The organism is Streptomyces sp. NPDC029526, from assembly GCF_040637405.1.
Lineage (GTDB): Bacteria > Actinomycetota > Actinomycetes > Streptomycetales > Streptomycetaceae > Streptomyces.
Genome location: NZ_JBEZWE010000018.1, coordinates 1 through 19,372, shown reverse-complemented (window position 1 = coordinate 19,372; position 19,372 = coordinate 1). Strand labels below are relative to the sequence as shown.

Genomic DNA, 19,372 nt, shown 5'->3' with positions numbered 1-19,372 from the left:
GGACGGGCCGAACCCGGCGGGCCAGGGGTGCGGGGCGACGCCGGCCGCCCCGGTCCTCCGCGCGGATCCCGGCCCCCGGCACGGACGGTGTGCGGCCGCCCCCTTCCCGTGGGGCGGCCGGGCACGGCTGCCGGCGCTCGACGGACCTCGTGGCTCAGTGCGGGACCGGTTCGGCCGTGGTGGCGTGCGTGCGGTGCAGGAAGCGGGTCAGCACCTTGTTCTCGAACTGCACCACCGACACCCCGCGCGCGGTGTGGAACTCCACCACCGTCTGCACCCGCCCGCACGGCCACACCTGCACCTCGCCGTGGCTCACCGGCATCCGCAGTCCCTGCTCCAGCAGTTCACGGGGCACCACGAACTCGCGCGGCCCGGAACCCGGGAGCACCACGCGGACGGACCGGGGATCGGTGGCGGGGTCGTACCTGAGCACCACGGGGACGGCCCCGCGATCGCCCAGCAGGGGGTCCGCGTCGGTGACGATGTGGGCTCGCGCGTACTGCTCGACTACGGACATCGTGGGCCCCTTCGCGGTGCTTCCTCAGCTGTGCCGTGTCATTCGTGTACCCACCCCCGTCCAATGTCCCACCAAAAAGCGGAATATGCCCGTCCGGTCCGGGCTCGTCCCCCTCCGGTTGCGGCCCGCCGCACTCCGGGAACCCGGACCGGTGCGTGCGGGGACGGCGTGGAGGGCTGCCGGCCTCGGGACCGGCTCCGGGCCCGGTTCCGGGGCAACGGCGACATAACGATCGCGGCGACCCCCGGTGACCCTGGAATCGCAGGCGGACGGCGGTCGTTGCACCCACTGTCACAGGTGAGCGAAGGGACGTCGGGCGTGGACGCGGAACGGGACCCGGGCGCGGGCGTGGACGTGCACGGCACGGTGGCGGAGGGCTTCGAGCGGGTCGCCGAGGCGTTCGCCCGCAACGTCACCGCGCTGGGGGAACGGGGCGCCGCCCTCGCCGTGTACCGCGACGGGCAGCGGATCGTCGACCTGTGGGCCGGGACGCGGGACGTCGACGGGACGGCCCCCTGGCAGCGGGACACGACCCAGGTGGTGCGCTCGGCGACCAAGGGCGTCGCCGCGGCCGTCCTGCTGATGCTGCACGAACGCGGGGCCCTGGACCTGGACGCCCCGGTCTCCCACTACTGGCCGGAGTTCAAGGCGCACGGCAAGGAGGGCGTGCTCGTCCGCCACGTGCTCGGCCACCGGGCCGGTGTGCCGGTGCTGGACCGGCCCCTCACCCCGGGCGAGGCGGCCGATCCGTTCCGGGCCGACGAGGCCCTGGCCGCGCAGGCACCCGCCTGGGAGCCGGGCACCGACCACGGCTACCACGCGCTGACCTACGGCTGGCTGGCCGACGCCCTGGTCCGGCGGGTGACCGGCAGGGACACCGGCCAGTGGATCGCCGACGAGATCGCCGGCCCGCTCGGCGCGGACCTCTGGGTGGGGCTGCCCGCGGCGCAGGCCCACCGGGTGGGCCGGGTGGGCCGGATCGAGGGCGCCGAACCGGCCGGTGCGCTACGGGCCCGCCCCAAGCCGGCGGTGACCGAGGCGTACGCCGACCCGGCCTCCCTCACCCGCCGGGCCTTCGCGGCGATCACCCCGTCCCCGGACCAGAACGATCCGGCCTTCCACGCGGCCGTCCTGCCCGCCGCCAACGGCATCGCCACGGCGGACGGGCTGGCCCGCTTCCACGCCGCGCTGATCGGCCCGGTCGACGGCACCCGCCTCCTCGGACCGGCCACTGTCGACCTGGCCCGCGCGGAGGAGTCGGCGGGCCCCGACCGCGTGCTCGTGGTCGGCACCCGCTTCGGCCTCGGCTTCATGCTGCACGGCAGCGCCTCGCCGCTCCTCGGCCCCGGCTCCTTCGGCCACCCCGGCCGCGGCGGCCCCCTGGGCTTCGCCGACCCCGGCTCCGGCATCGCGTTCGGCTACGTCACCAACGGCTTCCGCCGGTCGGTCACCGCCGACCCGAGGGCGCAGTCCCTCATCCGCGCGCTGCGCGCCTGCCTCAGCGCCTGACCGGTCCGCACGACCGCCCGGCGACACGACCGAACGACCACCCAGCGGCACGTCCGCACGACCGGTCGGCGGTACGACCGCACGACCGTCCGGCGGCACGACCGCGCGACCGCCCCGCCGGACGTCCTCCCGACCGCCTGGCCGCGCCTCCGGCCGTCCGCCCGGGCCGGGCGGATGCGCCGGGCAGCACCGGTCCGGACGGGAACGGTGGTCAGACGTGGATCGGGTGCGAGATGCGCCCCGACGCCTCGTCGATCTCCCCGTGCGCCTTGGTCAGCAGCTGCATCGCCAGCTCGTTCAACGCCCGGGCCCCGGCGATCTCCTCCCCGACCCGTGGCTGATTCGCGTCCGTGTGGTGCCGGACCGCGTGCCCGTGCGCCCGTATCTCCGAGCCGTCGGGCAGCCGCACCATCGCGGCCGCGCGGGTGTGCTGGTCGTCCTCGCTGAACTCGAGCTCTACGTGCCAGCCCACAATGGTGTGCGCCATGACGATCACCTCCGGAATCCCTGGGGTCCTTCGTTCGGATCAGGCCGGATCAGGCCGGACCCGCTTCCTGATCCGGCCTGATCCGAACGAGAGGGCCCTGGTTCCAGGGTGCGCCCGCCACCGGGCGCGCGCACCCGCCGCGGTGAGGCCGGCGACATCACGGCACCCCGGCCGGCACCCGTGCCGCCACCGCACAGGACACCGGCGCGGCTGCCTCGGGCACCGGGGAATGCGCGGTGGGCGGTTCCCGATGCAGGGGTTCCCGGTGCGGGGGTTCTCGGTGCACGGGTTCTCGGTACGGGGGTTCCCGGTGGGCGGTGAGGAACCGGCCATCGGCCGAAGCCGGCCGCCCGTTCCCGGCCGGCGGGGAGGCCGCTGCACGGCGCTCGCGTCACCTCACACCCCCTGGTGTCCGCCGGCCATTTCCGGCCACGGCAGAACAGGCCCCCGCTGGCTCCGTGGGAACGCCGGATATCTTCTCCCTCGCCCCGCTGACCACGGGGCGCGCATGCGGCTCCCCCGGCATCCGGCCGACGGGGGCTGCGCCACCTTTCACCACGGGGAGACTTCATGAGATCGACGCTTCTGCGAGCCGGAACCGACCCGGTGTCCGTTCCGGTGTCCGTTCCGCCGGCCCCCGGCGCGGGCGGTCCGCCGGGCTCGGCGCGCGGGTCACGGCCCGCGTGGAGTCGTACCGCGTCCGCCCTGTCGGCCGCCGCGCTGGCGTGCCTCCTCCTCGGTGGGTGCACCGGCTCCCCGGACACCGCCGCCTCGTCCCCCCGGGAGACCGGCTCCCCGGACACCACCGTCTCGTCCCCCCTCCCCTCCGGTGCGCCGGCGGAGGCGCCCGACGCGCCCCGCCTGGAGGTTCCCGCCGGGGCTCGGATGCTGGTGGCGGAGACCGGCGGGTCCGGCAGCCGGGACCTGCCCACGTTCACGCCCCCGGACAAGGTCTACACGGTGTACGCCGAGTGCACCGGCCCGGGCGAGGTGACGCTCGTGGACCGGGACGGGGCGGGCACACCCCACCGGGTCCTGTGCGACGGCGCCGGCATCGAGGGCGTCGTGCACACCGACGGTGAACCGCAGCGGCTCGCGATGCGGGTGACGGGCGGGGCGAGCACGTGGAAGGTGGCTGTCGTCTCGGGCGAACAGTCCGGCTGACCGCCGCCCCCCGGCCACGCCCCGTCAGCGGGCGTCACACGGTCCGTTCGCGCACGTCCACCAGGGTGCCGCCGGCGTGGGCCACGAGCGTCTCGGGGTCCATCGGGAACACGGTGTACGGGGTGCCGGCCGCCGCCCAGACGAGGTCGTGCTCCAGGAGGGAGCGGTCGGCGAGGACGCGGGTGCCGGACGTGCGGTGGCCGAAGGGCGGGACGCCGCCGATGGCGTAGCCGGTGGCCTCGCGGACGGCGTCCGCCTTGGCGCGGGTGACCTTCTTCGCGCCGAGTTCCCGCCGTACCGCGTCGAGGTCGACGCGGGAGGCGCCGTCCATGAGGACGAGCACGGGGACGCCGTCCGCGGCGAAGATCAGGGACTTGCAGATCTGGCTGAGGTCGCACCCGACGGCCGCCGCGGCCTCGGCGGCGGTGCGGGTGGCGTCGGGGAAGCGGCGGACCTCGCCGATCAGCTGCTCCAGGCCGAGGTCCCGCAGCGCCTGCGCGAAGCGGGGGTGGGCCACGGAGCCGTCGGCGGCGGGGCCGGTGGCGTCGGTCGTCATGCGGGGCACGGTAGCGGCCGGCGGGCCGGGCGGGCGACCGGGGGTCGCCGTGCCCGGCCCGCCGGCCGGTGGAAGCCGGTGAGGGCGCCCCCGTCCCCACGGGAACCCTCACCGGCTGGTGTGCGGCGGCCGTCGCGACGGCCGCTCGGAGGGGGTGGTCAGGTCCTGACCAGCTCCCGGTCCTCGTCGCCCTTCTCCTTCTCGGAGCCGGTGCGCAGCCCGTCGCCCTCGACGTCGACGTTGGGCAGGATCCGGTCCAGCCAGGCCGGCAGCCACCAGGCGCGCTTGCCGAGCAGGGCCAGCACGGCCGGGACGATCGCCATGCGGACGACGAAGGCGTCGAAGAGGACGGCGATCGCGAGGCCGAAGCCGATCATCTTGACCATGGACTCGGTGGAGCCGATGAAGCCGGAGAAGACCGCGATCATGATCACCGCGGCGGCGGTGACCACCCGGGCGCCGTGCCGGAAGCCGGTGACGACGGCCTGGCTGGGCTCCTCCCCGTGGACGTACGCCTCCCGCATGCGGGTCACGAGGAAGACCTCGTAGTCCATCGCCAGGCCGAAGACCACGCCGACCATGAAGATCGGCATCATCGACATGACCGGGCCCGTCTCCTCGACGCCCATCAGGCCGGACAGCCAGCCCCACTGGAAGACCGCGACGACGGCACCGAGGGCGGCCATCACCGACAGCAGGAAGCCGAGGGCCGCCTTCAGCGGGACGAGGATCGAGCGGAAGACCACGATCAGCAGGAGAAAGGCCAGCCCGACGACCAGGATCAGGTAGGGCACGAGGGCGTCGTTGAGCTTCTCCGACACGTCGATGTTCATCGCCGTGGCGCCGGTGACCAGGACCTCGGCGTCGGTGTCGGACCGCAGGTCCTTCCCGGCGTCGCGGATGTCGTGGACCAGGTCCTCGGTGGTCACGGAGGACGGCTTGGACTCGGGGATGACGGTGATGGTGGCGGTGTCGCCGGCCTTGTTGGGGGCGGCGGGGGCGACGGCCACCACGTTGTCGAGTGCCTCGATCCGCTTGCCGGTCTGCTCGAAGACGCCCTGGGCGTCGTCGCTGCCCTTGGCGTCGACCACGACCACGAGCGGGCCGTTGAAGCCGGGGCCGAAGCCCTCGGAGAGCAGGTCGTAGGCGCGGCGCTGGGTGGTGGACGTCGGCTGGGAGCCGTCGTCGGGCAGGCCCAGTTCCAGGGAGCCGGCGGGCACGGCGGCGGCGCCGAGGCCGACGACGCCGAGCAACAGCACGGCGACGGGCCGGCGGACCACGAACCGCGCCCAGCGGGTGCCCATGTTCTCGCGCTGCGGCTTGTCGGTGGAGCGGCCTCCGCCGAGCAGCCGGCTCTTGGCGCCGGCCGGGCGGACCCGGCGTCCGGCGTAGCCGAGCAGGGCGGGGATCATGGTGAGGGCGATCAGCACGGCGATGGCGACCGTGCCGGCCGCGGCCACGCCCATCTTGGTCAGCATCGGGATGTTGACCACGGACAGGCCGACCAGGGCGATGATCACGGTGAGGCCGGCGAAGACGACCGCGGAGCCCGCGGTGCCGACGGCCCGGCCGGCCGCCTCCTCGCGTTCGCGTCCGTCGGCGAGTTCGCCGCGGTAGCGGGAGACGATGAACAGGGCGTAGTCGATGCCGACCGCGAGGCCGATCATCGTGGCCAGGATGGACGTGGTGGAGCCCAGGTCCAGGGTGACGGCGAGCGCGGTGATGGTGGCGACGCCGATGCCGACGCCGATCAGCGCGGTGAGCAGCGGCAGTCCGGCCGCGAGCAGGGAGCCGAAGGTGATGACGAGGACGACCGCGGCGACACCGATGCCGATGACCTCGGCGGCCCCGGTCTCCGGGATCGCCTGGAGGGCGTCACCGCCGATCTCGACGGTCAGCCCGGCGTCGCGGGCGTCCTCGGCGGCGGCCAGCAGGGCGTCGCGGGAGGAGTCCTCCAGTTCGATGCCGGACACCTTGTAGGTGACCGAGGTGTAGGCGATGCCGCCGTCCTGGCTGACGCCGCCGCCCTGGTAGGGGTCGGTGACGCGGGCGACCTCGGAGCCGCCGGACAGCTCCTCGACGGTGTCCCCGACGGTCGCCTTGTGGGCGGCGTCGGTCACCTTCTCGCCGTCGGGCGCCTTGAAGACGACGCGTGCGGTCGCTCCGTCGGCACTGGTGCCGGGGAAGCGTTCCTCGAGCAGGTCGAAGGCCTTCTGGGCCTCGGTGCCGGGGATGGAGAACGAGCTGTTCCCGGCCACCGGCGCACCGGCCGCGCCGACGCCGGCGAGGGCGAGCAGGGCGACCCAGATCAGGGCGACGAAGTGCCGTCGCCGGAAGGACAGTCGACCGAGTCGATAGAGGAATGTGGCCACGAGGGAGGTCTCCCGGTCAGTCGTGGTTCTTTCAGGGCAGGGAGGTACGGCCCGACGACGTGAGCGGAGGCGTCAGGTACTGGCTGACCGGGGTGCGGTCAGTGAAGGGGGTGTGGCGGCCGGGGCGACCGCCGGATCAGCGTGGGGAGACGCCGAGTGCGGGCAGGACCACGGCGTCGATGTACGAGGCCAGGAACTCCCGCGTGGGTGGCAGGTCGTCGATCAGCGTCCGCGTGACGAACGCGCCGACCATCATGTGCACCAGGTACGACAGGGCCGGGGTGTCGGATCTGATCTCGCCGCGGCCGATCGCCCGCCGGACGATGCGGGTGAACTCCTCGACCTCGGGCTCCACCAGGAGTTCCTTGAACGCCTGGCGCAGGTCCTCGTTCGCCTGGACCGCCATGGACAGCGCCCGCATCAGGGCGGCGTTCTGTGCCATGGCGCAGTCGTCCTCGCGAGCGATGATCGCGTGCAGGTCGCCCCGCAGGGAGCCGGTGTCGATGTCCGCGATGCTGCCCGGGTTCTGGGACCGCAGCGCCCTCACCACCAGTTCCGGCTTGCCGCCCCACTGGCGGTAGAGCGTGGCCTTGCTGGACCGGGTGCGGGCGGCGACGGCGTCCATGGTGACGGCGTCGTAGCCGACCTCGCGGAGCAGATCGAGCACGGCCGCGTACAGTTCGGCCTCACGCTCGGGCGTGATCCGGCTGCGACGCGGTGCCGCCGTCTCCGTCATCCCGCTCACCTTCCGTCCCTGGCACCGTGCGAACGACACGGTTTCGTACACGTGACGACGATACCGCCGCCCACTAAGGAAACGAAACCGTTTCGTACGTGTTCTGCGTCACGGCCCCTCCCCCCTGCGGCACGGCATCACGACCCACCCCACCCGAATGCCCCGGATCGGCCGACTTGCTCCCGCCCACCCCCGGGAAAAGCATGGGGAGGGTGACCTACCTGCGCCTGCCGCACCTCAACGGCGACCTGCTGTGCTTCGTGGCCGAGGACGACCTGTGGATCGCCCCGCTGGACCGGCCCGGCCGGGCCTGGCGGCTCACCGTGGACCGCACCAAGCTGGGCCACCCCCGCTTCTCCCCCGACGGCCGGCACATCGCGTACACCAGCTGGCACAGCCTCGACCCCGAGGTGCACGTGATCCCGGTGGACGGCGGACCCGGCACCCGGCTGACCTACTGGGGCAGCGACGACACCCGGGTCTGCGGCTGGGAACCGCCCGACGAGGACGGCAACGCCGAGATCCTCGCCGTCGCCTCGCACGGCGAACCGTTCTCCTACTTCACCTGGGCCTACAAGCTCCCCTGCGACGGCAGCCCCGGCCGCAAGCTGCCCTGGGGCCCGGTGAGCGACATCCAGGTCGCCGAGATCGACGGCGAACGCAGGTCGCTGCTGCTCACCGGCACCCCGCCGCACGAGCCCGCCTCCTGGAAGCGCTACCGAGGCGGCGCCACCGGCCGGCTGTGGCTGCACGGCACCCGGCTCCTCGACGGCATCGACGGCCACCTGCACTCCCCGATGTTCGTCGCCGGCCGGATCGCCTTCCTCTCCGACCACGAGGGCGTCGGCAACCTCTACTCCTGCGCCCACGACGGCACCGACCTGCGCCGCCACACCGACCACGACACCTTCTACGCCCGGCACGCCTCCAGTGACGGCACCCGGATCGTCTACCAGTGCGCCGGCGACCTGTGGATGGTGGACGACCTGTCCCCCGGCGCCGTCCCGCACCGCCTCGACGTGCGCCTGAGCGGCCCGCGCGCCGGACGCCGCCGCCACCAGGTGCCCGCCGCGCAGCACCTGGACGGCATCTCCGTCGACGAGACCGGCCGGGCCAGCGCCGTTGTGATCCGCGGCAGCCTGTACTGGCTCACCCACCGCGACGGCCCCGCCCGCACCCTCACCGACACCCCGGGCGTCCGCGTCCGGCTCCCCGAGATGCTCGGCGCGAGCGGGCAGGTCGCCTACGTGACGGACGCCGAGGGCGAGGACGCCGTCGAGATCGCCTCGCTGCCCCGGGCCACCGGCCAGCGTCCCGTCCGGCGGCTCGCCGCCGGACGGCTGGGCCGGGTCCAGGAACTCGTCGCGGACCCGGAGGGCGGGCGGCTCGCCGTCGCGGCCCACGACGGACGGCTGCTGCTCCTCGGCACGGGCGGGGACGACGACGGAGGCAGCGGGGAGGGCAGCGGCGGCGACGGCGCGGAGGTCACCGAGCTGATCCGCTCCCTCAACGGCCCGGTGCGCGACCTCGCCTTCTCCCCCGACGGAGCATGGCTGACCTGGTCCCACCCCGGCATCGGCCGGTCGCTGCGGCAGATCAAACTGGCCCGGCTCGCGGACCGGCTGATCGTCGACGTCACCAACGGCCGCTTCGAGGACGAGAGTCCGGTGTTCACCCGGGACGGCCGCTACCTGGCCTTCCTGTCCTGGCGCGGCTTCGACCCCGTCTACGACGTGCACACCGGCGACCTGTCCTTCCCGCTCGGCTGCCGCCCGTACCTCGTCCCGCTGTCGTCCGCGACCCCCTCACCGTTCGCGCTCAACCCGGAGGGCCGCCCGGCCGCCGGCGGACTGGACCCGGTGGAGCGCGAGGACGCGGCGGAGGGCGAGAACGGCACCGTCACCGTGGAGACCGAAGGGCTGGAGAGCCGGGTCACCCCCTTCCCGGTGGCCGCGTCCAAGTACTCAGCGCTGCACCCGGTCGCCGGATGCGGGCTGGTGTGGCTGCGCTGGCCGATCTCCGGGGCGCTCGGCGAGACCTTCGCCAACCCGGACGACACCAGCGGCCGTCCCACCCTGGAGCACTTCGACATCGGCAAGGCCCGCAGGACCGAACTCGTCGACCACCTCGACGTGTTCGCGGTCAGCGGCGACGGCACCCGACTGGTGGTGGCCGACGAGGGAGACCTGCGCGCGGTGCCCGCCACCGAACCCGGCGACAGCGACTCCACCGTGTGGATCGACGCCCGCCGCATCCTGCACCAGGTCGACCCGGCCGCGGAGTGGCGGCAGTCCTACGAGGAGGCGGGGCGGCTGATCCGCGCCTACTTCTGGGACCCGGGCATGTGCGGCATCGACTGGGACGCCGTCCTGGACCAGTACCGCCCGCTGGTCGAACGGGTTGCCTCCCCCGACGACTTCGCCGACCTGCTGCGCGAGGTGCTCGGCGAACTCGGCACCTCCCACGCCTACGTGTCCGCCGCCCGGCGCAACGAGGGCCCCCCGCACTACCAGCGCCGCCAGGGCCTGCTGGGCGCCAACCTGGTGCCGCGCGAGGAGGGCTGGACGGTCCGGCGGATCCTGCCCGGCGACGCCTCCGACTCCCGCGCCCGCTCCCCGCTGGCCGGGACCGGCATCCGCGAGGGCGCGGTCCTCACCCACGTCGACGGCCGCCCCGTGGACCCGGTGACCGGCCCCTTCCCGCTGCTCGCGGGCGCCGGCGGCACCACCGTGGAGCTGACCTTCGCGCCCGCCGGCGGCCAAGGCCCCCCGCGCCGGGTCGCCGTGGTCCCGCTGATCGACGAACGTCCCCTGCGCTACCAGGACTGGGTCACCAAACGCCGCCAGGTCGTGCGGGAGTTGAGCGACGGACGGTGCGGCTACCTGCACATCCCCGACATGGGCGGCTCCGGCTGGGCCCAGTTCAACCGCGACCTGCGCATGGAGGTGTCCCGCCCCGCCCTCATCGTGGACGTGCGCGGCAACGCCGGCGGCCACATCAGCGAGCTCGTGGTGGAGAAACTGACCCGCACCATCCTCGGCTGGGACCTCACCCGCGACGCCCAGCCGGTGTCGTACGCCTCCAACGCGCCGCGCGGGCCGGTGGTGGCCCTCGCCGACGAGGCGACCAGCTCCGACGGCGACATGATCACCGCCGCGTTCAAGTTGCTGCGGCTCGGCCCGGTGGTCGGCCAGCGCACCTGGGGCGGCGTCGTCGGCATGACCGGACGGCACCGGCTCGGCGACGGCACGGTCATCACGGTGCCGATGAACGCGGCCTGGTTCGACGCCTACGGCTGGTCGGTGGAGAACCACGGTGTCGCGCCCGACCTGGAGGCGCTGCGCACCCCGCTGGACTGGGCGGAGGGCCGGTACGCCCAGCTCGACGACGCCGTCCGACTGGCCCTGGAACTCCTGGAGTCCGAGCCGCCGGCCACACCCCCCGCCCGCCGCGACCTGCCGGACCGCTCGCGCCCGAAACTGCCGCCGAGGACGTAGCGGAGCACGCGTCGCCGGGGGCGCGGGGAGCTCCGGTCCCGGCCGGGCACACCAGGGCGTCCCGGCCGGGCACACGGAGAAGGGGCGCCTCCCTCGGGGCGCCCCTTCCCGCGTCACTCCGCCTCCTCGCGGGGACCGTCAGACCTCGCGGTCGCGGTCCATCCGCTCCTCGGGCTCCTGCCGACGGCGCGGGTTGTCCATGTCGTCCTCGCGACGACGACCGCGGTTCTGCAGCTGCTCCTTGCCCTGCTGGGCCTTCTGCTTGGCCTGCTGCTGGAACTGCTCGGACTTCTCCTGGAACTGGTCCTTCATACCCATGTGGGTTCACTCCCGTGGGGGGTGAGGGGATCTGGCCCGACCAGATTCACACGGGCGGTGACCCTGCGCATGTCGATCACTTACGCTGCGTGAGCCGGTGCTCCTCGTCGGCGCTGCCGCCCGCTCCGACCAGCCCCGTCCGCATCCCGTCGAGCCGGTCCGCGAAGCGCCGCATCTCCCGCCCTCCGACGGTCCCGATCATCCCGGGCAGGTAGCCGCGCACGCCCTGCATCCCGCGCAGCCACCACTGCCCGTAGACGTGCGCGGAGCGCCGTTCGATCCCGGCCACGATCCGGTCGACGGCGGGACCGAGCGGGTACGTCCTGTTCGTCGGCCACGGCAGCCGCTGCCGCAACTCCCGCATGACGTCCTCCTGGTCGGCCCCGCGCACCATGTCGGTGTCCGTCCACGACAGGTACGCCACGCCGACCTTCACCCCGCGGTGCCCGACCTCGGCGCGCAGGCTGTGCGCGTACGCCTCCACACCGGACTTGGAGGCGCAGTAGGCCGACATCATGGGTGCCGGGGTGATCGCGGCGAGGGAGGCGATCTGGAGCAGGTAACCGCGGGACTCGGTCAGCGAAGGCAGGAAGGCGCGGGCGGTGACCGCCGAGCCGATGAGGTTGACCTCGATCACCCGCCGCCAGGACTCCGGGTCGGAGTCGGCGAACGGACCGCCCGTCGCCACACCGGCGTTGGCGACCACGATGTCGACCCGGCCGAACCGCTCCTTCACCTCGGCCGCGACCCGGGTCATCGCCTCGTGGTCGGTGACGTCGGCGTACCAGTGGTCGCTGTCGCTGTGCAGCCGCGCCGAGACGTCCTTGAGCGCGTCCGGCTCCAGGCCGACCAGCGCGACCTTCACGCCGCGCGCGGACAGCTTGCGGGCCAGCAACTCGCCCACGCCGCGCGCCGCTCCGGTGACGACGGCGACCCGTCCTTCGAGACTGACCCTGCTCATGCGGTGTCCTCCACTGGTGCTGCGGGTGCGGTGGGTGCGGTGCGGGGGGCGGGTACGGCGGGGACGGGCGGGGCGGCCGACGCCTCCGCCGCAGACGGCCGTTCCGCCGTGACCGGGGCCGCCGTGACCGGGGCCGCCGTCGCCGAGGCCGCCGTCGTCGCCGGGGCCTGCTCCTCGGCGGCCGGTGGAGAGCCGGTCGGGAGGTGGGCGGCCACCAGGGCGCGGATCATCCCGGTGACCTCGTCCGGCGCCTCGACCGGCGTCATGTGGCCGATGCCGGGCAGTTCGGTGAGCCCGAGGCAGTGCGGCAGCGCGGCGGCCAGCGACCGGGCGTGCACGGGCGGGGTGAGCCGGTCGGCCGTCCCCACGAGGACCTCCGCCGGCACCCTCAACTCCCGTACGCGGTCGTCGAGGTCGAGCAGGTCGAGGACGTGGGACCAGGCGTGCCGCACCTGCCGGGGGCAGGCGTGCACGACGCGGGCGCAGGCGTCGACCATGTCGGGCGCCGAACCGGGCCCCATCGTCCCGTACTTGAGGATGCGGCGGGCCATCGGCGTCACCGGGCCGAGCGGCAGCCGGGAGCCGAGGACGCGCCGGGTCAGCGCGGTCCGCAGCCGGCCGGGACGCAGGGGCAGCACGGTCGACTCGGCGACCAGGCGCGCACTGCCCGTGCTGCACAGCAGGACGGCCGCCGCGTGGGCGGTGAGCGCGGGCCGGGAGGCGGCGGCCAGGACGGTCATCGCGCCCATGGAGTGCCCGGCGACGACGGCCCGTTCACCCGGCTCGAGGGTCGCGGTGAGCACGGCCTCCAGGTCGTCGGCGAGCGCTTCGGCACTGCACGCGGCACTGGCCGGGCTGCGGCCGTGACCGCGCTGGTCGTAGACGACGACCCGGTGGTCGGCGGCCAGGGCGCGGACCTGTGCCGCCCAGAAGGCGGTGGAGCAGGTCCAGCCGTGGGACAGGACGACCGCGGGCGCCCCGTCGGGCCCGTGCGTCTCGACGTGCAGCCGGGAGCCGTCGGCGGAGACGACGGTCAGTTCCCGGACGGGGGCGGGCGGGGCGTACCGCCCGGCCGTGACGTGTGCGGGCCGGCTCACGCGTCCACCCCCGTGGTGTCATCGGCGCGGGAGCCACCGGTGGCGTCGGAGGCTCCCGCCGGGGCGGCGGCGGACGCGGACTCCGTCGAGGAGGCCCGCAGCACCGCGTACTCGGCGAGGTCGACCCGCCGGGTCTCGCGGCGGAACTCGCCCGTGGTGCCCGGCCAGATGGTGGTGTTGCGGCCGCTCGCGTCGAGGTACCAGCTGGTGCAGCCGCCGGTGTTCCACACCGTGCGCTTCATCCGCTCCTGCACCCGGTGGTTCCAGGCGCGCACCGCGCTGGGCCGGGCGTCGAGGGCGACCCGGCCGCCCAGGACGTCGAGCTGGCGCAGGTAGTCGGCCAGGTAGTTCAACTGGGACTCGATCATCAGGATCATGGAGGAGTTCCCGAGCCCGGTGTTCGGCCCGATGATCGTCATCCAGTTGGGGAAGCCGGCCGCCGCCGCGCCGCGCAGCGCCTGCATGCCGCCCTTCCAGGTCTCGGCGAGGGTCTTCCCCTCGGCGCCGACGACCCGTTCGGCGATGGGCATGTCGGTGACGTGGAAGCCGGTGCCGAACACGATCGCGTCGACCTCGGCCTCGCTCCCGTCGGCGGCGATCACGGTGGAACCGCGCACCTCCCGCAGCCCGCTCGCGACGACGTCGACGTTGGGCTCGGCGAGCGCCGGATAGTAGGTGCTCGACAGCAGGATCCGCTTGCACCCGATGCGGTAGTCCGGGGTGAGCTTGGCGCGCAGGGCCGGATCCTTGATGGCGCGGGCCATGTTGCGCTTGGCCAGCTGCTCCACGAAGCCGAGCTGGCCGGGGTGCTTGGTGAACGCCTGCACCTGCAGCTCCCGCACGCCCCAGAGCAGTCCGCGCCGCAGCTGGGTGGTGAAGGGCAGCGTGCGGTGCAGGGCCCGCTCGGCGGCGCCGATCGGCCGGTCGACGCGGGGCAGGACCCAGGCGGGGGTGCGCTGGAAGAGGGTGAGCCGGGAGACCAGCGGCTGGATCGAGGGCACGATCTGGATGGCGGAGGCCCCGGTGCCGACCATCGCGACCCGCTTGCCGCGCAGGTCGTAGTCGTGGTCCCAGCGGGCGGAGTGGAAGACCTTGCCGGGGAAGGTGTCGAGTCCGGGGATGTCCGGGACCTTCGGCTCGGACAGGGGTCCGGTGGCGGAGACGACGACGTCGGCACTGAGGCTGCCGCTGCTGGTCTCGATGTCCCAGCGCAGCCGCTCGGTGTCCCACGCCATCCGTTTGACCTCGGAGTCGAAGCGGAGGTGGGGGCGCAGGCCGAACGCGTCGGTCACGTGCTCCAGGTAGGCGCGGATGTGTTCCTGGCCGGAGAAGGAGCGGGGCCAGTCGGGGTTGGGCGCGAAGGAGAAGGAGTACAGGTGCGACGGGACGTCACAGGCGCACCCGGGGTAGCTGTTGTCACGCCAGGTGCCGCCGACGCTGCCGGCCCGTTCCAGGACGACGAAATCGGTGATCCCCTCGCGCCGCAGCCGCACGGCGGCTCCCAGGCCGCCGAACCCCGACCCGACCACCGCGACCCGTACATGCTCGTGCTCGGCCATCCGGAAGCCTCCACGCATCGCTCAGAACCCTGCCAGTGAACACTGGCGCAATGGGGAGCGTAGAGCAGCACCGTACTGATGGGTAGGGGTCGGCGAGGGAAAGTTACCGCCGGTAGGCAGACCCGATTCCCGGGCGGGCGGGACGGCGGAAGCAGGCTCTAGGCTGCTGATGTGGCAGAAGACGGCACGGAACCCGGTGAGCGGCGCGAGGAGCACGGGCGGCGCGTGGGGCACGACCGGCGGGAGGCGAACGACCGGCAGGAGGGGCGCGACCGGCAGGAGGCGCGGGAGGGTGCGCACGAGCGGCGCGAGTACCGCATGGAGGAGCTGGCCCGGCTCGCGGGCGTCACGGTGCGCACCCTGCGCTTCTACCGCGAACGCAAACTGATCCCGCCGCCCCGCCGCGAGGGCCGCATCGCCTGGTACGACGACCACCACCTGGCCCGCCTGCGCACCATCACGGCCCTGCTGGAACGCGGCCACACCCTCAACGGCATAGCCGAACTCGCCGAGGCCTTCGACCACGGCCGGGACGTCGGCGAACTCCTCGGCGTGGGCGCCCCCACCGAGGAGACCCCGGTCCGCCTCACCCCCGAGGAGCTCGCCGACCGCTTCGCCGGACAGGTCACCCCGGAGAACCTGGCGGCGGCCCTGGAACTCGGCTACCTGGGCACCGACGGCCAGGAGATCGTCCACATCAGCCGCCGCCTGCTGGACGTCTCCGCCGCCCTGGTCCGCGAGGGCATCCCGCTGGCCGAGGTCCTGCACGCCGGCGCGGTGGTCCGCACCCACGCCGACGCCCTGGCCGACCTGTTCGCCGACCTCGTCCTGCGCCACGCCCCCGAGGAGGCCCTGGACCGCCTGCGCCCGCTGGCCCGCAGCGTCGTCGACTCGGAACTCTCCCTGGCACTCGACCGACGGCGGCGCAAGCAGCCGGGGACCGGCGGGACCGGGGAGCCTCAGACGCCGTAGCCCACGGGCGCGGGGGAACGTCCGGCACCGTACGTGACGGTCACCGGGGAGCCTCAGGCGCCGTCCGTCACGGTCACCAGGGAACGTCAGGCGCCGTAGACCACGGTCACCGGCGCGTGGTCGGACCAGCGCTCGGCGTGCGTGGCGGCCCGCTCGACGTACGCCTTGAGCGCCCGGCCGGCGAGTCCGGGGGTCGCCATCTGGTAGTCGATGCGCCAGCCGCTGTCGTTGTCGAACGCCCGCCCGCGGTACGACCACCACGAGTACGGCCCGTCGACGTCCGGGTGCAGCGCCCGCACGACGTCGACGTACCCGCCGTCGTCCGGGTCCAGCACGCGGGACAGCCACTCCCGCTCCTCGGGCAGGAAGCCCGAGTTCTTGGTGTTGCCCCGCCAGTTCTTCAGGTCGGCCCGCTCGTGGGCGATGTTCCAGTCGCCGCACACCACGACCTCGCGCCCCTCGGCCGCGGCCCGCTCCCGCAGCAGCTTGAGGTGGGCGCGGAACTCGCCCATGAACCGCAGCTTCTCCTCCTGCCGCTCGGTGCCGACCTCGCCGGAGGGCAGGTACAGGGAGGCAACGGTCACGCCGGGCAGGTCCGCCTCGACGTACCGCCCGCTGCCGTCGAACTCGACCGAGCCGAACCCGATCCGCACGCGGTCGGGCTCGCGCCGGGTGTACAGCGAGACCCCGGCCCGTCCCTTCGCCGCCGCGGGCGCGTGCACGACGTGCCACCCCTCGGGCTCCCGCACCTGCTCGGGCAGCTGGTGCGGTTCCGCGCGCACCTCCTGCAGGCACACCACATCGGCGGAGGTCCCGGCCAGCCACTCCACGAAGCCCTTCTTCGCGGCGGCACGCAGACCATTGACGTTGACAGAGGTCACAGTGAACACCCGGGCACGATACCGCTACCCTGGACAAGGTCCAATTCCGGACCGAATTCCGGCTGCCGCTCACCCCGGGTCGTGTTTTACCGTGCTCGACATGAACATCCGCCCAGTCCCCTACGACCACCCCGACGCCGTGAAGCTGGACGCCGAGGTACAGGCCGAATACGACATCCGCTACGGCGACGGCGGCGACGCCACCCCCATGGACCCGGCGGACTTCACACCCCCGAACGGCACCTACCTGATCGTCTACGACGACGACGGCGTCCCCGTGGCCTCCGGCGGCTGGCGCGTGCAGAACGCCAACGGCGAGGGCAACCGGGACGGCGACGCCGAACTGAAGCGGATGTACGTGATCGAGTCCATGCGCGGCCGCGGCCTGGCCCGCCGCATCCTGGCCGCCCTGGAGGCAGACGCCCGCGCCGCCGGCCGCGTCCGCATGGTCCTGGAGACCGGCACCAAGCAGCCGGAGGCCATCGCCCTGTACACCTCCAGCGGCTACGAGCCCTGCGAGCCCTTCGGCTACTACCGCTTCCACGAGGAGAGCCGCTGCTACGCCAAAGCGCTGCGGTCCCCCGCGTGACGGCGGCACGGCCCCCCGCCGAGCAGGCCCTCGCCCGCTCGTACACCACCGGTGACGGCAGCACCCGGTTCGGCGTCGACGCCCTGACGGTCACCCACCCCGCGGACGGTCACCCGGTGCTGGCCTACCGCCTCACCGTGGACCGCCTCGACCGGCCCGACCGGCCGGGCGAGCGCTGGGCGTTCACCCTCCCCCTGGCCGACCGCTCCGTCACGGACGTCCTCACCTCCCCGTCCCCGGACCCGGCCCGCCTGGCCCGACTGGTCCACCTGGTCCGGGCGTTGCTGGAGGAGTGGTGGGACACCAGGGCCCACGACCGGCGGTCGGCGCGGATGGGGCAGCGGCTCGACTGAGACGGGGGCGCGGGCGGGGCCGGGGGCGGGAGAGGGCCGCGCATGCAGCGCCCGTGCGACCCGTGGGCTCCCCCTCGGCGGCTCCGGGGGGCCGGTCCGGGCAGCCAACGCTCGCCGGGTCCCGTCCGGTTACCCCGCCGGATCAGCGGTCCCGACGTCCTACGGGCGCGCTCGGGTGCACCTCACGCTCGACGCGCGGCAGGATCTCGGGCAGGTAGATCCCCTGGATCGCCTCTCCGGCGTCGTGGGCTTCCCAGTGCCCCCGACTCGCCCACCGCTCGACCAGGACGAACCGTGCGGGATCCTCCTCCGACTGGTACGCCTCCCAGCTGACGCAGCCCTCCTCCGCGAGACACAGCGGACGCATCCGGGCCAACGCGTCGGCGACGGGAGCGACGTCGTCGGCCTCCGGAACGCGCACGATGACGATGAGGTCGAACATCACCACTCCTTCCTCCCCGCCGGACATGACCGGACCACCCACACCCTGCCCTCGCGGGCGACGGCGACGGGCGCAGGCACCCCACCCATCGGGCGCCGCGCACACCGGCCGGCGCCTCGGCAAGCAGCATCCGGACCAGCCGCTGCACTTCACTGCCGTACGACATGTCGAAGCCCCGGCCGGGAGATCCCGACCGGGGCTTCGAGCTGCGTGGACCTGAGGGGATTTGAACCCCTGGCCCCCTCGATGCGAACTACGGGCGGAGCGGTCGCTGAGGTCTGTCGGGCTGGCCATCCGGGTGCCTGCGGTCGGTGACGACTGGCTGCGGTCGCGGTGGTTGCTGTACTTCCCTGCTGTACAGCTCCTGTCGTCGGGGCGGTCAGCCCTTCGGCCTAGGCTGCGCCTATGTGGAAAGAAGCTGCTGCCGAAGCCTTGCCCGAGGTCGAGTTCCGCGCACCCGTTGACGCGACTGCTCTAGCCGAGGCGGAGCGGCGCCTTGGCCGAGGCTTGCCGGCGCAGCTGACTGCTCTGCTGATGGAGACCAACGGGATGGTCGGCGAGTACGGGACTGACGTCGTGTGGTCCCTGGATCGGATTGTGGAGCAGAACCTGCTGTTCTGGTCCCCCGATACGTTCCCCGGCCTGTACATGCCCTTCGATCCGCTGCTGTTCTTCGGCGACAATGGCGGGGGCGACCAGTTCGCCTTCGTGCTGACGCCTGAGCGTCCGGACATCTTCGTCTGGGACCACGAAAATGACAGTAGGTTGTGGGCTGCGCGCGAGCTGGAGGACTACCTGCACCGTTCCCTCGCAGGCGATGGCGACTGGTACCGGTAGCCACCCTCCATGTCCCTAGTTTGGAAGATCGCGTATGCGGATGATGGCTGACCTGGGGAGACGCTGACCTGCGCGTTCGTGCGGTGTTTCCCCTGTCTTCCCCTGCTTCCCGCAAGACGCCAACCGGCCGGGCACGCAGGGGGCACGCTTGTCCCAGCTTCTACTGCGTGATCAGGCGAACAAGTCCCACGACCGCAAGAGGGGGCCCCAAGATCGCGAACACTCCTCCAATGAGTCTTGCGATGATGCACCTTCTGCGATGTTCTTCGGCGGTTGGCGGCCTTCCACGTTGGTAGGCAGCGTGGATGTCGTGCTGCACGCACCTGTTGGTGTCAGCCGCTGATGTCAACCGACCGACTCCCTCTTGCAGGGTGCTACTACCTCGCGTAGATGAAGATCACAAGGGCTGTGGCTCCCACAGCGAAAACGGCTCCCCGTTATGTTTTCCGCGGTCCTGCAAGAGGGCCGCTGGCCTCCGGGCCCGGCATGACTGTGTCCCCCTGTCGATGGGATGACCTGGGGGGT

General features: G+C 73.3%; 18 protein-coding genes. 7 read left to right on the top strand and 11 right to left on the bottom strand.

Features of this window, described 5'->3' with window-relative positions; all coding sequences use genetic code 11:
- Positions 1-154: 154 nt before the first annotated feature.
- A complete protein-coding gene (locus AB0F01_RS26695) occupies positions 155-517 on the bottom strand; it encodes an SsgA family sporulation/cell division regulator (RefSeq protein WP_362100732.1) in 363 nt (120 codons plus the stop codon).
- A gap of 348 nt (positions 518-865) precedes the next feature.
- Here AB0F01_RS26695 and AB0F01_RS26690 point away from each other — a divergent pair, with 348 nt between their 5' ends.
- Positions 866-2,026, top strand: a complete 1,161-nt coding sequence (locus AB0F01_RS26690; RefSeq protein WP_362100906.1) for a serine hydrolase domain-containing protein — start codon at positions 866-868, stop codon at positions 2,024-2,026.
- Between the two features lie 211 nt (positions 2,027-2,237).
- Here the strand turns inward: AB0F01_RS26690 and AB0F01_RS26685 are convergent, their stop codons facing one another.
- Positions 2,238-2,513 carry a DUF1876 domain-containing protein gene (locus tag AB0F01_RS26685; protein WP_164338006.1) on the bottom strand — a complete coding sequence of 92 codons (276 nt, stop codon included), beginning with the start codon at positions 2,511-2,513 and terminating at the stop codon, positions 2,238-2,240.
- Positions 2,514-3,083: 570 nt separating this feature from the next.
- Between AB0F01_RS26685 and AB0F01_RS26680 the strand changes: the two genes are divergently transcribed.
- Positions 3,084-3,677, top strand: a complete 594-nt coding sequence (locus AB0F01_RS26680; protein WP_362100729.1) for a hypothetical protein — start codon at positions 3,084-3,086, stop codon at positions 3,675-3,677.
- Between the two features lie 34 nt (positions 3,678-3,711).
- On the opposite strand, the gene AB0F01_RS26675 is transcribed toward AB0F01_RS26680, so the two are convergent.
- The 3 genes from AB0F01_RS26675 to AB0F01_RS26665 form a co-directional block, all read right to left on the bottom strand.
- Complete coding sequence (locus tag AB0F01_RS26675) at positions 3,712-4,233, bottom strand: YbaK/EbsC family protein (RefSeq protein WP_362100726.1); 522 nt, start codon at positions 4,231-4,233, stop codon at positions 3,712-3,714.
- A gap of 158 nt (positions 4,234-4,391) precedes the next feature.
- Entirely contained in the window at positions 4,392-6,605 is a 2,214-nt protein-coding gene (locus tag AB0F01_RS26670; RefSeq protein ID WP_362100724.1) for an MMPL family transporter, read from the bottom strand.
- A 136-nt stretch (positions 6,606-6,741) separates the two neighbouring features.
- A complete protein-coding gene (locus tag AB0F01_RS26665) occupies positions 6,742-7,341 on the bottom strand; it encodes a TetR/AcrR family transcriptional regulator (protein WP_362100722.1) in 600 nt (199 codons plus the stop codon).
- A gap of 212 nt (positions 7,342-7,553) precedes the next feature.
- On the opposite strand from AB0F01_RS26665, the gene AB0F01_RS26660 reads away from it, so the two are divergent.
- On the top strand, positions 7,554-10,838 hold the full coding sequence (locus tag AB0F01_RS26660; protein WP_362100719.1) for a S41 family peptidase: 3,285 nt from the start codon (positions 7,554-7,556) through the stop codon (positions 10,836-10,838).
- A 138-nt stretch (positions 10,839-10,976) separates the two neighbouring features.
- Here the strand turns inward: AB0F01_RS26660 and AB0F01_RS26655 are convergent, their stop codons facing one another.
- The 4 genes from AB0F01_RS26655 to AB0F01_RS26640 form a co-directional block, all read right to left on the bottom strand.
- Positions 10,977-11,156: a hypothetical protein gene (locus AB0F01_RS26655; protein ID WP_362100718.1), complete on the bottom strand. Its 180-nt coding sequence runs from the start codon at positions 11,154-11,156 to the stop codon at positions 10,977-10,979.
- A gap of 76 nt (positions 11,157-11,232) precedes the next feature.
- Positions 11,233-12,117, bottom strand: coding sequence for an SDR family oxidoreductase (locus AB0F01_RS26650; RefSeq protein WP_362100716.1), 885 nt, complete (start codon positions 12,115-12,117; stop codon positions 11,233-11,235).
- Positions 12,114-13,214 (bottom strand): alpha/beta hydrolase, encoded by a 1,101-nt coding sequence (locus tag AB0F01_RS26645; RefSeq protein WP_362100714.1) that lies wholly within the window; start codon positions 13,212-13,214, stop codon positions 12,114-12,116. The genes AB0F01_RS26650 and AB0F01_RS26645 overlap by 4 nt, the downstream gene beginning before the upstream one ends.
- Positions 13,211-14,773: an NAD(P)/FAD-dependent oxidoreductase gene (locus tag AB0F01_RS26640; RefSeq protein WP_362100711.1), complete on the bottom strand. Its 1,563-nt coding sequence runs from the start codon at positions 14,771-14,773 to the stop codon at positions 13,211-13,213. Before AB0F01_RS26640 ends, AB0F01_RS26645 begins: the two co-directional genes overlap by 4 nt.
- A gap of 318 nt (positions 14,774-15,091) precedes the next feature.
- Here AB0F01_RS26640 and AB0F01_RS26635 point away from each other — a divergent pair, with 318 nt between their 5' ends.
- Positions 15,092-15,745 (top strand): MerR family transcriptional regulator, encoded by a 654-nt coding sequence (locus AB0F01_RS26635; protein ID WP_362100903.1) that lies wholly within the window; start codon positions 15,092-15,094, stop codon positions 15,743-15,745.
- Between the two features lie 86 nt (positions 15,746-15,831).
- On the opposite strand, the gene AB0F01_RS26630 is transcribed toward AB0F01_RS26635, so the two are convergent.
- Positions 15,832-16,635 (bottom strand): exodeoxyribonuclease III, encoded by an 804-nt coding sequence (locus tag AB0F01_RS26630; protein ID WP_362100710.1) that lies wholly within the window; start codon positions 16,633-16,635, stop codon positions 15,832-15,834.
- A 91-nt stretch (positions 16,636-16,726) separates the two neighbouring features.
- Between AB0F01_RS26630 and AB0F01_RS26625 the strand changes: the two genes are divergently transcribed.
- Both AB0F01_RS26625 and AB0F01_RS26620 read left to right on the top strand, forming a co-directional pair.
- Positions 16,727-17,215 (top strand): GNAT family N-acetyltransferase, encoded by a 489-nt coding sequence (locus tag AB0F01_RS26625; RefSeq protein ID WP_362100707.1) that lies wholly within the window; start codon positions 16,727-16,729, stop codon positions 17,213-17,215.
- Positions 17,212-17,568 (top strand): hypothetical protein, encoded by a 357-nt coding sequence (locus AB0F01_RS26620; protein ID WP_362100705.1) that lies wholly within the window; start codon positions 17,212-17,214, stop codon positions 17,566-17,568. The genes AB0F01_RS26625 and AB0F01_RS26620 overlap by 4 nt, the downstream gene beginning before the upstream one ends.
- A gap of 142 nt (positions 17,569-17,710) precedes the next feature.
- Here the strand turns inward: AB0F01_RS26620 and AB0F01_RS26615 are convergent, their stop codons facing one another.
- Positions 17,711-18,010 (bottom strand): antibiotic biosynthesis monooxygenase, encoded by a 300-nt coding sequence (locus AB0F01_RS26615; RefSeq protein ID WP_362100702.1) that lies wholly within the window; start codon positions 18,008-18,010, stop codon positions 17,711-17,713.
- A gap of 405 nt (positions 18,011-18,415) precedes the next feature.
- Here AB0F01_RS26615 and AB0F01_RS26610 point away from each other — a divergent pair, with 405 nt between their 5' ends.
- Entirely contained in the window at positions 18,416-18,847 is a 432-nt protein-coding gene (locus AB0F01_RS26610; RefSeq protein WP_362100699.1) for an SMI1/KNR4 family protein, read from the top strand.
- The last annotated feature ends 525 nt before the right edge of the window (positions 18,848-19,372 follow it).

Coding starts and splice junctions, on each gene's coding strand:
- AB0F01_RS26695 (WP_362100732.1), bottom strand. CDS start 517: ATGTCCGTAGTCGAGCAGTACGCGCGAGCCCACATCGTCACCGACGCG.
- AB0F01_RS26685 (WP_164338006.1), bottom strand. CDS start 2,513: ATGGCGCACACCATTGTGGGCTGGCACGTAGAGCTCGAGTTCAGCGAG.
- AB0F01_RS26680 (WP_362100729.1), top strand. CDS start 3,084: ATGAGATCGACGCTTCTGCGAGCCGGAACCGACCCGGTGTCCGTTCCG.
- AB0F01_RS26675 (WP_362100726.1), bottom strand. CDS start 4,233: ATGACGACCGACGCCACCGGCCCCGCCGCCGACGGCTCCGTGGCCCAC.
- AB0F01_RS26665 (WP_362100722.1), bottom strand. CDS start 7,341: ATGACGGAGACGGCGGCACCGCGTCGCAGCCGGATCACGCCCGAGCGT.
- AB0F01_RS26655 (WP_362100718.1), bottom strand. CDS start 11,156: ATGGGTATGAAGGACCAGTTCCAGGAGAAGTCCGAGCAGTTCCAGCAG.
- AB0F01_RS26650 (WP_362100716.1), bottom strand. CDS start 12,117: ATGAGCAGGGTCAGTCTCGAAGGACGGGTCGCCGTCGTCACCGGAGCG.
- AB0F01_RS26640 (WP_362100711.1), bottom strand. CDS start 14,773: ATGGCCGAGCACGAGCATGTACGGGTCGCGGTGGTCGGGTCGGGGTTC.
- AB0F01_RS26635 (WP_362100903.1), top strand. CDS start 15,092: ATGGAGGAGCTGGCCCGGCTCGCGGGCGTCACGGTGCGCACCCTGCGC.
- AB0F01_RS26625 (WP_362100707.1), top strand. CDS start 16,727: ATGAACATCCGCCCAGTCCCCTACGACCACCCCGACGCCGTGAAGCTG.
- AB0F01_RS26615 (WP_362100702.1), bottom strand. CDS start 18,010: ATGTTCGACCTCATCGTCATCGTGCGCGTTCCGGAGGCCGACGACGTC.
- AB0F01_RS26610 (WP_362100699.1), top strand. CDS start 18,416: ATGTGGAAAGAAGCTGCTGCCGAAGCCTTGCCCGAGGTCGAGTTCCGC.